This is a genomic window from Nesterenkonia xinjiangensis, assembly GCF_013410745.1.
Lineage (GTDB): Bacteria > Actinomycetota > Actinomycetes > Actinomycetales > Micrococcaceae > Nesterenkonia > Nesterenkonia xinjiangensis.
The window spans coordinates 2,280,433-2,294,774 of sequence record NZ_JACCFY010000001.1 but is presented as its reverse complement, the minus strand read 5'-3'; the positions used below and the strand labels follow the sequence as shown (position 1 = coordinate 2,294,774).

The 14,342-nt window shown below is 70.2% G+C and carries 14 protein-coding genes; 11 read left to right on the top strand and 3 right to left on the bottom strand.

The genetic code is table 11. The features are described from left to right. Positions 1-41 precede the first annotated feature (41 nt). Together HNR09_RS10370 and HNR09_RS10365 are read right to left on the bottom strand one after the other, a co-directional pair. Positions 42-548 (bottom strand): OsmC family protein, encoded by a 507-nt coding sequence (locus tag HNR09_RS10370; protein WP_179541963.1) that lies wholly within the window; start codon positions 546-548, stop codon positions 42-44. 125 nt (positions 549-673) lie between these two features. Then, on the bottom strand, positions 674-1,651 hold the full coding sequence (locus tag HNR09_RS10365; RefSeq protein WP_343047517.1) for a sugar-binding transcriptional regulator: 978 nt from the start codon (positions 1,649-1,651) through the stop codon (positions 674-676). A gap of 323 nt (positions 1,652-1,974) precedes the next feature. Here HNR09_RS10365 and HNR09_RS10360 point away from each other — a divergent pair, with 323 nt between their 5' ends. The 5 genes from HNR09_RS10360 to HNR09_RS10340 all read left to right on the top strand — a co-directional run bounded on the left by HNR09_RS10360 (position 1,975) and on the right by HNR09_RS10340 (position 7,779). Beyond that, complete coding sequence (locus tag HNR09_RS10360) at positions 1,975-3,165, top strand: zinc-binding dehydrogenase (protein WP_179541962.1); 1,191 nt, start codon at positions 1,975-1,977, stop codon at positions 3,163-3,165. After that, positions 3,162-4,661, top strand: coding sequence for an RbtT/DalT/CsbX family MFS transporter (locus HNR09_RS10355; protein WP_179541961.1), 1,500 nt, complete (start codon positions 3,162-3,164; stop codon positions 4,659-4,661). Before HNR09_RS10360 ends, HNR09_RS10355 begins: the two co-directional genes overlap by 4 nt. A gap of 93 nt (positions 4,662-4,754) precedes the next feature. Continuing rightward, a complete protein-coding gene (locus HNR09_RS10350; protein ID WP_179541960.1) occupies positions 4,755-6,461 on the top strand; it encodes a dihydroxyacetone kinase family protein in 1,707 nt (568 codons plus the stop codon). A gap of 68 nt (positions 6,462-6,529) precedes the next feature. Further along, a complete protein-coding gene (locus HNR09_RS10345) occupies positions 6,530-7,003 on the top strand; it encodes a ribose-5-phosphate isomerase (RefSeq protein WP_179541959.1) in 474 nt (157 codons plus the stop codon). Then, positions 7,000-7,779: a GolD/DthD family dehydrogenase gene (locus HNR09_RS10340; protein WP_343047516.1), complete on the top strand. Its 780-nt coding sequence runs from the start codon at positions 7,000-7,002 to the stop codon at positions 7,777-7,779. Before HNR09_RS10345 ends, HNR09_RS10340 begins: the two co-directional genes overlap by 4 nt. Here the strand turns inward: HNR09_RS10340 and HNR09_RS10335 are convergent. Beyond that, complete coding sequence (locus HNR09_RS10335) at positions 7,766-8,515, bottom strand: class I SAM-dependent methyltransferase (RefSeq protein ID WP_179541958.1); 750 nt, start codon at positions 8,513-8,515, stop codon at positions 7,766-7,768. The genes HNR09_RS10340 and HNR09_RS10335 overlap by 14 nt on opposite strands. A 155-nt stretch (positions 8,516-8,670) precedes the next feature. Here HNR09_RS10335 and HNR09_RS10330 point away from each other — a divergent pair, with 155 nt between their 5' ends. From HNR09_RS10330 to HNR09_RS10305, 6 genes are all read left to right on the top strand, one after another. Beyond that, on the top strand, positions 8,671-9,321 hold the full coding sequence (locus HNR09_RS10330; RefSeq protein ID WP_179541957.1) for a GntR family transcriptional regulator: 651 nt from the start codon (positions 8,671-8,673) through the stop codon (positions 9,319-9,321). A gap of 280 nt (positions 9,322-9,601) precedes the next feature. After that, positions 9,602-10,693, top strand: a complete 1,092-nt coding sequence (locus HNR09_RS10325) for a DctP family TRAP transporter solute-binding subunit (protein WP_179541956.1) — start codon at positions 9,602-9,604, stop codon at positions 10,691-10,693. Beyond that, positions 10,690-11,319, top strand: a complete 630-nt coding sequence (locus HNR09_RS16205) for a TRAP transporter small permease subunit (protein ID WP_179541955.1) — start codon at positions 10,690-10,692, stop codon at positions 11,317-11,319. Before HNR09_RS10325 ends, HNR09_RS16205 begins: the two co-directional genes overlap by 4 nt. Then, positions 11,312-12,583, top strand: a complete 1,272-nt coding sequence (locus HNR09_RS10315) for a TRAP transporter large permease (RefSeq protein WP_343047515.1) — start codon at positions 11,312-11,314, stop codon at positions 12,581-12,583. Before HNR09_RS16205 ends, HNR09_RS10315 begins: the two co-directional genes overlap by 8 nt. A 71-nt stretch (positions 12,584-12,654) precedes the next feature. After that, the gene (locus HNR09_RS10310; RefSeq protein WP_179541954.1) at positions 12,655-13,437 is read left to right on the top strand and encodes an SDR family oxidoreductase; all 783 of its coding nucleotides are present in this window, start codon (positions 12,655-12,657) and stop codon (positions 13,435-13,437) included. Further along, positions 13,430-14,317, top strand: coding sequence for a sugar phosphate isomerase/epimerase family protein (locus HNR09_RS10305; RefSeq protein WP_218881920.1), 888 nt, complete (start codon positions 13,430-13,432; stop codon positions 14,315-14,317). Before HNR09_RS10310 ends, HNR09_RS10305 begins: the two co-directional genes overlap by 8 nt. Positions 14,318-14,342: the final 25 nt, after the last annotated feature.

The window sequence follows — 14,342 nt, the reverse complement described above, 5'->3', positions numbered from 1 at the left end:
GTCTCGCGCCCGGGTCAGTGCTGGTGAGTCCACGCCCCGTCTCAACGCGGGGCGGGCGCAGAGAATTCCGCCACCTGCACCGGCGGGTGCGCCGGCGCCCCTGGAACTCCGGTGAGCAGCTTCGAGACGGGGCACCGGGCGTGGGCCGCCGCCACATGCGGGCGGGCCTGATCCGGGCTCATCCCCTCCACAGCGGCGACGGCGCGGGGGACGAACCGATAGCCCGCTCCGGACGGCTCACGGTGGAGGTCGACGTCGACCCGCACGGTGCAGCGCGCCTCGATGCCGGCCTCGGCCAGCACGACCTCCAGGGTGGCGTTGAGGCAGGTGCTCCAGGCCATGCCGAGCAGCTGCTCGGGATCGGCGCCCACTTCAGAGCTCCCGTTCGACCCCGTCGGACGATCCGTGTCGAACGGTGAGGCGGTGGGCAGCGACGGCCCGCCCTCGGCCCAGACGCGCCCCGAGGTGCCTCCGATATTGACCACGGCGGCGGAGTACAGGGGGCGCGCGCCGTCGTCGTCGAGGTGCTGAGTGGCAGGGGTACTCATGCGCCCATGCTAGATCCCCGTCTCGGGACGCCCCGCCCGTTGCCTCTGCAGTTTGCGCCCTTATGACGCGCGGATCGGCCCCATAAGGGCGCAAACCGCAGAGGCAACAGAGGAGAGGCAGCTCCTCAGCGCTTCAGCGCGCGGGCGACCGCCCGGGCGGTGGCCTCATCGGTCACCAGGATGTTGAACCAGCCGGCCCGGGCTCCGGCGATGATGCTGGGCACCTTCTGCGCTCCCGCCGCCGCGGCGATCCGGGTGGGCACGCCCTTGAGGGTGTCTCCGGGGATGCGGACCATCCGCTCGCCTCCGGGGAAGGTGACCTCCTGGCCGTCGTCGTCGTAGAAGGCCAGGCAGACGTCCCCCACCGACCGGACCAGGGAGGGGTGATCCCGCGGCACGGACCGGGCGATCGAGGCCCGGGTCGAGGCGGGGGCGCCCACCCCGACCAGCGCCACCTTGGCGGAGCGCCAGTCGTCGACGATCTGCCGGTAGCCGGGGTCGTCCTGAAGCGCCTCGAGGAGCGCCGGGGAGGGCATGGAGGGGGCGAAGAGGTAGTGCGGGTAGCCCCCGGAGGTGACGGTGAAGGCACGGACGACCTCGTTGGTCTGGTGCCAGGCGTCAGGCTCGGCCTGACCGCCCACAGTGGGCGCGACCACGACGCCGCTGAAGTCGCCGAGGCGCTGCTGGGCCAGCGCGTAGGTGGTCGCTCCGGAGGAGATGAGCATGACGTCGCCGGCGCTGAGCGGGGTGTCGGCCAGCGCATGGCGGGTCGCCGGGCCCAGTCCGGGTCCGAGCCGGTGGGACTGATCGCCGGGGGCGAGATGCACCTCATGGAGGCCGAGCAGCTCCTGCAGGGTGCGGCGGAGGTCGTCGGAGCCGACGGCGGTGGGCCGGTGGACACGGATCTCCACGATGCCCAGTCGACGGGCCTCACCGAGCAGTCGGCTGATGGAGGGACGGGAGACCTGCAGCTGTTCGGCGACCTGGGCCTGCGTCGCGCCCTGCTCGTAGTACATCTGGGCGGCGCGGTAGAGCCGATCGAGCTCGTCGAGCCCGGACTCCTGATCGCCTCCCGGCGGCGCCGGGGTGTGGTCTCGGTCCACTGATGCGCCTTCCAGCTCGGTCCGGCAGGTGTCGACCTCAGGCCTCCGATCCCTGGTGGATCGCGGATCTTCGCCGGTCGATGTGACTCTCACCAGAGTATCGGCCGTCACCCCTGTATGCGTGAACATATGTGCTTGACGTTTGTTCCGACCCCGTTACTATGGTCTCACGTGACCTACCCCACGTGACGCTCCGCTCACCGGAGACGCCGCCCCAGGGCTCGCCCACCGGCCCGCCGGACACCTCCGGCCCGCCGCCCCGCCCGAGGACGACGCCGGCCGGCCGCGATGACGCATCCGCCCACCAGCGAGGAACACTCACCATGACCACCACCTCCACCCCCGCCCCCAGCCTCTCCCCCGTCACCACGACGGCACCCGGCGTCGAGATCCCCGGCACCATGCGTGCCGTCGTCGTCCACGGCCCGGAGGACTATCGGCTCGAGCAGCGCCCCGTGCCCACTCCCGGGCCGGGCGAGCTGCTGCTGCGCACCGACGCCGTCGGCGTCTGCGCCTCGGACCTGAAGTGCTACCACGGCGCCGAGAAGTTCTGGGGCGGCGAGCACAAGGACGCCTGGGCCGAGACGGACCGCATCCCCGGGCACGAGTTCGTCGGCACCGTCGTCGCCGCCGGAGACGGCGCGCTGGAGTCCCGCAGCGTGGCCTTCGGCGACCGCCTGGCCTGCGAGCAGATCGTCCCGTGCGGCGACTGCTTCTACTGCGGCCGCGGCATCTACTGGATGTGCGAGCCCCATGACATGTTCGGCTTCAAGGGCTTCGACGGGGCCATGGCCGAGTACGTGCTGATCCCCGTGCAGGCGCTGACCCACCCGGTCTCCACCGACCTGCCGGGCCAGTTCGCGGCCTTCTCTGAGCCGCTCTCCTGCGCCATGCACGCCGTGGAGCGCGGCGGCATCCAGTTCGAGGACACCGTGGTGATCGCCGGCGCAGGACCCATCGGCCTCTCCGCCATCGCCGGGGCGCGGCAGAAGAACCCGCTGCGCATCATCGCCCTGGACATGGTCGAGGAGAAGCTCGAGCTGGCCAGAGCCTGCGGAGCCGACGTCACCATCAACATCGCCGAGGAGGACGCCGTCGCGAAGGTCAAGGAGCTGACCGGCGGCTACGGCGCCGACGTCTACATCGAGGCCACCGGCCACCCCTCCGCCGTCGGCCAGGGCCTGAACCTGCTGCGCAAGCTGGGCCGCTTCGTGGAGTACTCCGTGTTCAAGGACAAGGCCTCCGTGGATTGGTCGATCATCTCCGACGACAAGGAGCTCGACGTCCTCGGAGCTCACCTCGGCCCGCACTGCTGGCCCGCGGCGATCAAGCTGATCGAGGACGACAAGCTTCCCATGGAGCGCATCTGCACCCACCAGTACCCGCTGGAGCGTTTCCAGGACGCCCTGAACATGGTCGCCGACTCCTCCGGCCAGTCGGTGAAGGTCTCGATCCTGCCCAACGGCCCGGTCCCTGCCGGCACGGCGAACAACCTCCAGGACGGTGAGGCATGAGCACCTCGACGACGTCCCGCACCTCCGGCACGACGAGCGCCGGACCGCTGCCCGCGGGCCACCCCGACGAGTCCCGGCTGGACCGGCTGGGCATGCCCCACGTGCTGCGCTTCGGCTTCTTCGGCCTGCTGCTGGTCATGACCGGTGTCGGAGTGGAGTCCAACATCCTCACCCCGCACATGGTGGAGGTGCTCGGCTCCCCCGAGGCCACCGTCTCAGCCATCATCACCGGTCATTCCGTCTCGGTGCTCATCGCCTCCTACCTCGGCGGATCCCTCTCCGACCTCTTCGGACCCCGTCGGATCATGGCCGCCGGTGCGGTGATCTTCGTGGTCTTCCAGGTGCTGTTCCTGGTCTCCCTGGCCGCCGGCAGTCTGGAGCTGGCCGCGATCACCTACTTCCTGCGCGGCTTCGGATTCCCGATGTTCGCCTTCGCCTTCATCGTCTGGGTCAACATCACCGCCCCGCCGGAGAGGAACTCCACGGCGATCGGCTGGTTCTACGTGATGTACACCGGCGGCCTCCCCACGCTGGGTTCGCTGGTCGCCCTCGGAGCGATCCCGGCCTTCGGCGGCGGCGGAGAGGGCGGCGTCGGCGAGACCGGCGCCATGTGGCTGGCCGGCGGACTGGTCGCGCTCGGGTTCCTGCTGGCCCACTTCGGGATCCGCGACGAGCGCGGCCGGCACCGTTTGGCTCCGGCCGGCGAGTCCGCCTCCCAGGTGCTCACCGCCGGGATCCGGCTGACCTTCACCAACCGCAGGGTCGCGATGGGCTTCATGATCCGCCTGATCAACACCGCCCCGCAGTTCGGCATGTTCATCATGCTGCCCGTGGTGATCTCCACGACCCTGGGCTGGGGCCAGTCGCGCTGGCTGGCGATGACCGTGGCCGTCTACGCGACCAACATCCTGGTCAACGCCGTCTTCGGCGCCATCGGGGATCGCTGGGGCTGGCGCCGGACCGTGAAGTGGTTCGGCATCACCGGGTCCGCCGTCGGACTGCTGCTGTGGTGGTACGTCCCCCACATGGTGCCGCCCGGATCCACCTGGGGCTACGTCCTCTCGGTGGTCGCCGGCTGCATCTTCGGCTGCCTGCTGGCCGGATTCGTCCCGATGGGCGCCATCATGCCGGCCCTGGCCCCCGACCATCGGGGGGCCGCCATGGCGATGTACACCACCGCCGCAGGGGGTGCGATCTTCGTCGGCTCCGCCGTGGTGGCGATCGTGTTCAACGTCGCCAGCTGGATCGGGATGAGCGACTTCGCCCGCAACTCGCTGGTGGTGTGGATCTTCGTCGCCCTCTATGCCTGCGCCTTCGTCATGATCCGCCATCTGAAGGTCCCCCAGGACGAGATCAAGGAGAAGCACGGGAAGCTCTTCGGCCGCCGGCAGGTGCCGCTGACCGAGGAGGCGGTCGACCCCGCGCAGCCTCTGCCGGTGGACCCGCAGGACGACTCACCTGCCCAGACCGACCCCCGCACCGCCTCGACACGATGACCGCACGACGGCGGCTCCGGCCACACCGGCCGGCCCGCCGTCGTCGCCCTTCCCACGCACCCATCCGCCGTCCCGCCCAAGGAGACCCCCGCCGTGACCACTCTGTTCAATGACCCGGCCAGCTTCATGGAGGATCAGCTCGCCGGCTTCCTCGACGCCTTCTCCGACCGCCTGCACGGTGTCGACGGCGGAGTGGTCTCCACCGCGCCGCAGCCCAGCCCCGAGGTCGCCGTCGTCGTCGGCGGAGGATCCGGACACTACCCGGCCTTCTCCGGCCTGGTGGGCCCCGGGCTGGCCCACGGCGCCGTGATCGGCAACATCTTCACCTCCCCCTCGGCCAGCCGCGCCTGCTCCGTGGGCCGCGCCGCGGACAACGGCCGGGGCGTGATCTTCACCTTCGGCAACTACGCCGGGGACACCATGAACTTCGGCCTGGCCACCCAGCGCCTGGCCGCCGAGGGCATCGACGCCCGCGTCGTGGTGGTCACCGATGACATCGCCTCCGCCGAGGAGCCGGAGAAGCGCCGCGGCATCGCCGGTGACCTCACCGTGTTCAAGGTGCTGGGCGCCGCCGCCGCCGAGGGTCTGGACATCGACGCCGTCGAGGCCGCCGGGAACCACGCGAATACGATGACCCGCACCCTGGGTGTCGCCTTCTCCGGCTGCACCATGCCCGGGGCCGAGGAACCGCTGTTCCAGGTCCCCGAAGGCCACCTGGGCCTGGGACTGGGCATCCACGGCGAGCCCGGCATCAAGGACGTGCCGATGCTGCGCGCCGAGGAGCTCGCCGCCCTGTTCGTGGAACGCGTGGTGGCGGAGGCGCCTGCCGGCGCAGGGACGCGCGTCGCGGCTGTGCTCAACGGCCTGGGCACCACCAAGTACGAGGAGCTGTTCCTGGTCTGGGGCACCGTGGCCGCGCTGCTGCGCGACCGCGGCTACGAGGTGGTCCAGCCCGAGATCGGCGAACTGGTCACCAGCCTGGACATGGGCGGCTGCTCGCTGACCCTGATGTGGCTGGACGAGGACCTGGAGCGCTGGTGGACCGCCGATGCCTACACCCCTGCCTTCAAGCGGGTGGCCTCCGCGCTGCCGGCCGGCACCGGCGCCCGCACGAGCGTCACCCCCCAGGCGCCGCAGGCCGAGATCCCCGTGGCCGGCGAGACAGGGCAGGACCTGGCCGCCCGCGTGCGCACCGCGGCCGCCGACCTGGCCGTGCTGCTGGAGGAGAAGTCCGAGGAGCTGGGCCGCATCGACGCCGTCGCCGGGGACGGCGACCACGGCCGAGGGATGCTGCGCGGCATCCTCGCCGCCCTGGCCGCCGTGGAGCAGGTTCCCCCACATGCCGGCGCGTCCCAGGTGATCCGCGCAGGCGGACGGGCCTGGGCCGACGACGCCGGCGGCACCTCCGGGGTGCTGTGGGGCGCGGCCCTGGAGGCCGCTGCGGCCACGCTCGACGACGACGCCGACTCCTACTCGGCGCAGGATGCCGCCGCGGCGGTGCGCGCCTTCCAGGAGTCCATGCAGCAGCTGGGCCGCGCCCGAGTCGGCGACAAGACCCTGCTGGACTCGCTGGTGCCCTTCGTCGAAACTCTCGAGGTCGCCGTCGTCGCCGGCGATCCGCTGGCCACCGCCTGGTCCGAGGCCAGCGCCGAAGCCACCCGGGCCGCCGAGACCACCCGGGACCTGCGCCCGGCGGTCGGCCGTGCCCGGCCGCTGGCGGAGAAGAGCCTGGGCACTCCGGACGCCGGGGCCGTCTCCATGGCGATGATCCTGCACCGCCTGGGAGAGCACCTGCGCTGAACCGTCCGCGCAGGGATGACATCTCCCCTGCCCCATCACAGACCACACACCCGAGGAAAGGACAGACCATGAGCAGGAAGCTGCGACTGGTGGTCGGCTGCGACGATGCCGGCTACGACTACAAAGAGACCCTGAAGGCCGACTTCGAGGCGGATGACCGCGTGGAGTCCGTGGTCGACGTCGGGGTGGACGCCGACGGCCACACCCCCTACCCGCATATCGCGGTCGACGCGGCCCAACTGGTCGCCGACGGCAAGGCCGACCGCGCCCTGCTGATCTGCGGCACCGGTCTCGGTGTGGCGATCTCCGCGAACAAGGTGCCCGGGATTCGCGCCGTCACCGCCCACGACCCCTTCTCCGTGGAGCGCTCGGTGCTCTCCAACAACGCCCAGGTGCTGTGCATGGGTCAGCGCGTGGTCGGCAAGGAGCTCGCCCGCAAGCTGGCGAAGGAGTGGCTGGACCACGAGTTCGACACCTCCAGCGCCTCTGCCGAGAAGGTCGCCGCGATCAGCAGGTACGAGCAGACCGGGAGCTGCGGGTGAGCTCGGCCGGCGCCGCACTGTTCGACCTCACCGGCCGGGTCGCCGTGGTGACCGGCGGCGCCTCCGGCCTCGGCCAGGCGATCGCCCACGGCTTCGCTCGGCAGCACGCGAAGGTCGTGCTGGCTGATCTGGACGCGGACCGGCTCACCGCCACGGCCGAGCAGCTGCGCGCCGCGCACCCCGACGGCGACGGCGTGGACACGCGGCGTCTGGACGTCACCGACGCCGAAGCAGTGGAGGAGACGCTTGCCGCCGTCGTCGCCGACCACGGGGCCGTGGACATCCTGGTGAACTCTGCCGGGATCGTGGCGCTGGATCCGGTGGAGCAGGTGCCCGTCGAGACCTGGGAGAAGGTGCTGCAGGTGAACCTCACCGGCACTTTCCTCGCCTGCCGGGCCGCGGGCCGGCACATGAAGGCCGCCGGATACGGGCGCATCGTGAACATCGCCTCCCAGGCGGCGCATGTGGCGCTGGAGCACCACGCCGCCTACGGGGCCTCGAAGTCCGGGCTGTTCGGGCTCACGGCGTCCCTGGCCCGCGAGCTGGGTCCCCACGGGGTCACCGCCAACACCATTTCCCCCACCGTGGTGATGACCGAATTGGGCCGTCAGGCCTGGGACGGCCCGCACGGTGAGGCGCACCAGGCCGAGATCCCCACCCGACGGTTCGCCGAGCCGGAGGAGATCGCCGCGGCCGTCGTCTACCTGTCCTCGCAGGAGGCGGCGATGGTGAACGGTGCCGATCTGCGCATCGACGGCGGGTTCACCATCGTCTGAGCAGCACTGACCAGCTGCTGCCCGGAGAGTCGAGGCTCGAGGCGTCTCCCCCGTCTGCCCGTGTCTCGGCATGCAACCCGGCGCGTTCGGCGAGTGCGGCGAACCCGGCTCGCGTGTGCCAGTGCAGCAGCCATTCACGCTCCGCGACGTCGACGACGTCGCCCCGGCGCCGCTCGTAGCGCAGCACGGTCCGCTGGGTGCGGCTCCGCTCGTCACGGTCCTGGCTCACCAGAGTCAGTCGCAGGACGGCGCCGTCGTCGTCGACGGTCTCCCGCACCTGGCCGATGTCCTCCCCCGCGGCGGGCTCGGGAATCCAGAGCGGGACGAGCGCCGCTCCCTCAGGAGCGAGGTGCTCCCTGATGCGGCGCAGCGTCTCGACGACGGCGGCATCGTCCGGCAGCAGCAGGATGGTGGGCCCGGCGAGGAAGACGGACCGGTAACTCCGCTGAAGATCCAGCTCCTCCATGCGCTGCGCGTGGAGCTGCGGTGCCAGTCCTTGGATCTCCGCGACCGTGCGGAAGCGGGCCAGCATGTCCGGAGAGGAGTCGACGCCGTCGACGTCGAGTCCCTGCTGCAGCAGTTCCAGCATCGGCTCCCCGTCGCCGCATCCGAGTTCCAGGGCGGGCTGCCCATGGACGCGGATGAATTCGGCGTAGGGGCCGGCGTCGAAGCTCTCACTCTTCAGCGGGGCATACATCTGGGCCACCAGGCCGGTGTAGAAGTCGGCAGTGTGCATGCCCTGCACTGTACTCGCCCCTGATCGCGTTGGCTCCGCGTTTTGGGCCCTTATGGGCGCCACAAAGACCGCATAAGGGCCCAAAACGCGGAGGCATCGTGGTGGACGACGCCGGACCACGTCAACTGTCGACACATGCCGGTAGGCTTGACGCCATGCCGAACCCGCGACTGCCCAAGCTGAACCGCATGACCCTTCGCGAACAGGTGCTCGAGTCGCTGCGCGAGGCCGTCCTCAGCGGAACCTTCCGGCCGGGCGACCACCTGGCCGAGACTGAGCTGGCCGAGAGCTACGGGGTCAGCCGCGGCACGGTGCGGGAGGCGCTGCGGACCCTCCAGCAGGCCGGACTCGTCACCGGCGACTCGCGCGGAAAGGTCCGGGTCCGCACTCTGAGCCCCGGGGAGATCGGGGAGATCTTCCGTGTGCGCGCCGCTCTGGAGACCCTGGCCGTGGAGGAGATCATCGCACGCGGCGACGCCGCCGCGGTCGCCGCCGAGCTGCACACCCTCCTGCCGCCCGCCCAGGAGGACGACGTCGACTACCTCCGGCGGCTGGAGCTCGACCTGGCGTTCCACCAGCGCCTCTGCGAGCTCTCCGGCAACGCCACGCTCATGGAGACCTGGGCCGGCCTGGAGGACCGGATGCGCGTGGTCATGTTCTCCCCCGGCCAGGGCGACCCCGTCGACATCATGAACGCCGACCATCACGCCCCCTTGGTGGAGGCCATCGCCGCCGAAGACCCGGTCGGCGCCAGAGCGGCCTTCTTCGCCCACATGGACGAGGCCGCCCGGCGCTGGAGCGCCTGAGGGGAGGCCTCGGGGCCTCCCCTCCCGACCCTTCCAGCCCTTCCCCTCTCTCTTCGTCCAGTCCCCCTGAGCGGCGCTGGGAGGATTCCGCAGCCCGCCCACCCTGGTGATGCGCGCTCTCCTGCCTGAGCATTCGCACGTTCCCGCTCTGTCAACATCTTTTTACCAACTGTTGACAGTTGACCCCAGAGCCCGCATGATGGTGAGCCAGCACACGTGATACGCACCACCTGCAGAAGAACTTCGACCCCATGCCCAGCTGTGACACGAGGAGTGTCCCGTGACATCCCAGCCTTCCGACCCACGAGGCCCCGGCCGGTTCCGCTGCCGCTCTCCCCGGCCCCGCCGCGGCCTGCGGGCCACCGCCGCCCTCGGCGTCCTGGCTCTCACCGCAGGCCTCGCCTCCTGCGGCACCGGCGCCGATGCCGAGGCCGACGACTCCCGCCGCCTGCTGCTCGGTCACGGAGCCGAGCCGGGCAACCCGCGATCCCTGGCCGCTGAGCACTTCAGCGAACGCGTGGCCGAGGAGACCGATGGACGCATCGAGGCCCAGGTGCTGGGCCAGGAGTCTCTCGGCTCCGACAGCGACATGATGGTCTCCGTCGCCTCCGGCACTCTGGACATGTCGGTGAACTCCCAGGGGCCCTTCTCTCCGGTGGTCCCCGAGGCCAACCTGGTGGGTCTGCCGTTCCTCTTCGAGAACAGCGAGCACGCCTACGAGGTCATCGACGGGGAGGCCGGCGACCACCTGGCCGCCGAGGCCGAAGAGCGCGGCTACCACGTGCTCGCGTGGTGGGACAACGGCATCCGCGACATCACCAACAGCACCCGCCCCATCGAGGACGTCGAAGACCTGCGCGGGCTCCAGATCCGCACCCCGGACGACCCGATGACCATCGACATCTTCCGCTCCCTCGGTGCCTCTCCCACCCCGATGGCCTTCGGCGAGCTGTACCTGGGCCTGCGCCAGGGCGCGGTGGACGGGCAGGAGAACCCGGTGGTGAACATCCACTCCTCCTCGCTCCACGAGGTCCAGGACCATCTGGCCGTCACCGGCCACAAATACGAGCTGAACCCCTTCGTCATCTCCACACAGACCTGGGCCACGCTCGACGAGGAGGACCAGGAGCTGCTCTCCGAGCTGGCGATCGAGGCCCGCGACCACCAGCGGGCGCTCATGCAGGAGCAGACCGAGGAGATCTACAGCGAGTACGAGGACACCCTCGAGGTCACCCATCCGGACCGCGAGGCCTTCCGCGAAGCCACCGGGGACGTCTACGAGGCCTGGCGGCAGAAGCACCCCGAGTTCTACGAGCTGATCACCGAGGCCGCGGAGCAGACCCGCGCCACGCACGAGGAGGATGCGCCGTGAACACCCGCCCCACTTCCCAGGAGACACGCGACGACGAGCGCTTCCTCTCCGAGGCCGACCTCGCCGAGATCGAGCGGCCGGACACGGAGATCGTCATCCCCCGCGCCGGAGATCCGATCAACGAGGCCTTCCGGAAGGTCGGCGCCACCATCGCGGTGAGCTCACTGCTGATCGTCTGGGTGCTGCTGCTGGTCGCCGTCGTCCTCCGGTACGCGACCGGCTCCTCCATGGACTTCGCCACCGAGCTGCCCGCCTATCTGTACCCGTGGATCATCGCCGGCGGCGTCATCGTGGCCATGGCCCTGGGAGGCCACATCGCCGTGGACTTCGTGCTCACCCGGCTCGGGCCGCGCGGCGCACAGGGCACCCAGGTGGGCATCTGGGTCTTCAGCGGCACGCTCTTCGCCGTGATCACAGTGCTCTCGCTGAGCCTTGTCGAGCCGCTGCTCGCCCAGATCACCCCGATCCTGGGCTGGCCACGATTCGGCAGCTTCGCCGCCTTCATGCTGATGGCGGCCTGCCTCGCGGTGCAGAGCTTCGCCCGGGCCTGGTCCTTCGCCCGCGGGCGGACAGATGACGTCACAGCCGATGCCGTCGGCGCGAAGGAGGAGGTCTACGGTGTCTGAGATCCTATTCGCGATGATCGCCCTGCTGGCGCTGCTGGCAGTGGGCGTGCCGGTGGCCTTCGCCATCCTGGCCGCCACCCTGGTGGGCCTGCTGCTGGTGGGCGACTTCCCGCTCCACGTGGCCACCCAGGCCTCCTTCCAGCCCACCGGGGACTTCCTGCTGCTGGCGATCCCCTTCTTCATCCTCACTGCGGACCTGCTGGCCAACGGCACCCTGGGCCGTCAGGTCATCGGTCTGGCCACGCGCATCGTGGGTCGCTTCCGGGGCGGTGTCGGGCAGTCCAGCGTGGTCACCTCGCTGGTGTTCTCCGGAGTCTCCGGCTCGGCGGTGGCCGACGCCTCAGGTCTGGGCCGAGTGCTGATCCCCTGGACCAAGAAGGTCGGGTATCCGGCCTCCTACGCGGCGGCTGTGAACTCCTCGACGTCGATCCTCGGAGTCATCATCCCGCCGTCGATCCCGATGATCCTGTTCGCGGCGACCTCCGGCGCCTCGGTGGCGGCGGTCTTCGCCGCCGGTGTGGTGCCGGGCATCATCCTGGCGGTCGGCATGCTGCTCGTCTGTTGGTTCGTCGCCCTCCGCAACGGCTTCCCCCGGGTGCGGGTCAGGCTGACCCCGAAGCGGCTGCTGAAGGACCTGCTGCTCGCGCTTCCCGCGATCGTGCTGCCGGTACTGATGATCCGCCTGGTGCTGCTCTACGGCGTCGCCACGGTCACCGAGGTCTCGGTGCTGGCCGCCCTCTATGCGGTGGTCCTGCGGGTGACGATCTACCGGGACCTCTCGGTGAAGGGCTTCCTGCAGTCGATGATCTCCACCTCCGCCGCCACCGGCGTGGTGATGCTGCTGATTATGACCTCCTCCGCGCTGAGCTGGCTGCTCACCGTTCAGGAGCTGCCTCAGCGTCTGGCATCTCTGGTCCTGGACACCGTGGACGCCCCGTGGCTGATCATGCTGGCCATGATCGTCCTGCTACTGCTGGTGGGGATGTTCCTGGACATGTCTCCGGCGATCCTGCTCCTCACCCCGGTGCTGCTGCCGCTGGCAGACCGCATCGGGATGGACCCTGTGCATCTCGGAGTGGTGATGGTCCTGGCCCTGGCGATCGGCCTGTTCACGCCGCCGGTGGGCACCACTCTGTACATCTCTTCCTCCATCGGTGAGGTCAAGGTCGAACAGACCGTCAGAGCCCTTCTCCCCTTCTATGCAGTGGCGATGCTGGTCCTGCTGCTGATCGCCTTCGTCCCCTCGCTGCTGGTCACGCTCTGAGGCATGTCCTCCCGCTGAACAGCTGACCACCCGCTCGAACCCCGCCCGACATCCGTGAAAGGAACACCACCGTGAACCACCACTCCACCGCCCCTGAGCCGCAGCGCACCGCCGTCATCACCGGCGCAGCCTCGCCCCGCGGCATCGGCCGTGCCACGGCCCGCCGCTATGCCCTCCAGGGCTGGGCCGTCGCACTGCTGGACCTCGACGGCGACGGCGCCAGCGCCGCCGCGGCTGAGATCGCTGAGGAGACGGGCGTCTCGGCGCTGGGCGTTCCTGTGGACGTGACGGACAAGGACTCCGTGGTGGCCGCCGCAGAGGCCGTGCGCTCCTCCGGGCTGCCGCCGGTCGGCGCGTTGGCCAACATCGCGGGGCTGGCCTCGCCGGTGCCGTTCCTGGAGGTCGACCTCAAGCTGTGGCAGCGCGTCATGGATGTGAACCTCACCGGGACGTTCCTGGTGACCCAGGCCTTCCTGCCGGACATGCTCGAGCACGGCTACGGCCGGGTGGTGAACATGTCTTCGGTCTCCGCACAGCAGGGTGGCGGGGTGTTCTCCAAGACCCCGTACTCCGCCGCGAAGGCCGGAATCCTGGGGCTGACCCGCTCGCTGGCCCGTGAGGTCGCCGAGCACGGGATCACCGTCAATGCGATCTCCCCGGGTGTGGTGGACACCGACATCCGCGCAGGCGCCACCGACGAGGAGAACGAGGCACGGCTCTCGGCCGCGGTGCCGATGCGACGCCAGGGCAGCGCAGAGGAGATCGGAGCCCTGGTGGTGTGGCTCTCCGGCATCGACGCCGGCTACATCACCGGCGGCACCCACAACATCAACGGAGGGGCGTACATTGCCTGACACCACGCAGGAGCCTGCGTCGGAGACTTCCCTGGGGAGGCCCGCCGCATCTGTCGAGGACCCACGGGTCGGAATCTCCACGATCTCCTTCCGGCACCGCACCGTCCAGGACGCCCTGCGGATCATCGCCGAGCTTGGCGCGACCGAGGTGGACCTCGGTGCGATCCCCGCGGTGGTGGACCACGTGCCGGTCCCCTTCACCGGTGACCCCGCCTCCTACGTCGAGGCGCTCCAGCACCACGGGCTGCACGGCGGGGCCGTGAACTCCGACGTCGGGGACCTCAACGACCCTGCCCTGGCCCCGGAGAGACTCACCCATGTGGCCTCGGGACTGGCCGATCTGGCCGCCGCCGTCGGAGGCACGCTGATCGTCCCCTGCGGACGATCCTCCTGGGAGCCCTTCCAGGACGAGGAGACGGATCTGCAGGTCATCGCGGGGAACCTGCGTCTGCTGGCGCGGATCTGCGCCGACCGGGGTGTGCGGCTGCAGGTGGAGCTGCTGCACCACCTGCGCTATGTGCACTCGGTGGAGCGTGCGCAGAAGGTCCTCGACGTCGTCGGGGAGGAGATCTTCGGGCTGCTCTTCGACGTCTCGCACATCGTGGCCTCCGGGGACGACCCGATCGCCTGGCTGCGCAGCTGCGCCCCTCGCGTGGAGCGGGTCCACCTGCGTGACGCCGTCCCGGGCGACCTGAACCTCGGCATCGGACGCGGCCAGGTGGACTTCGCCTCGGTGATCTCCGCGCTGGAGGCGGCACGCTTCACCGGCACTTACATCCTCGAGCTGGAGACCCATGACATCGCCGAGGAGGACCGCGAGGACGACGCCGCGCGCAGCCGCGCCGAGATCCTCAGACTGCTGGCCCGAAACCACCGCTGATCTCCCTCACGACCGCACAGGAAGG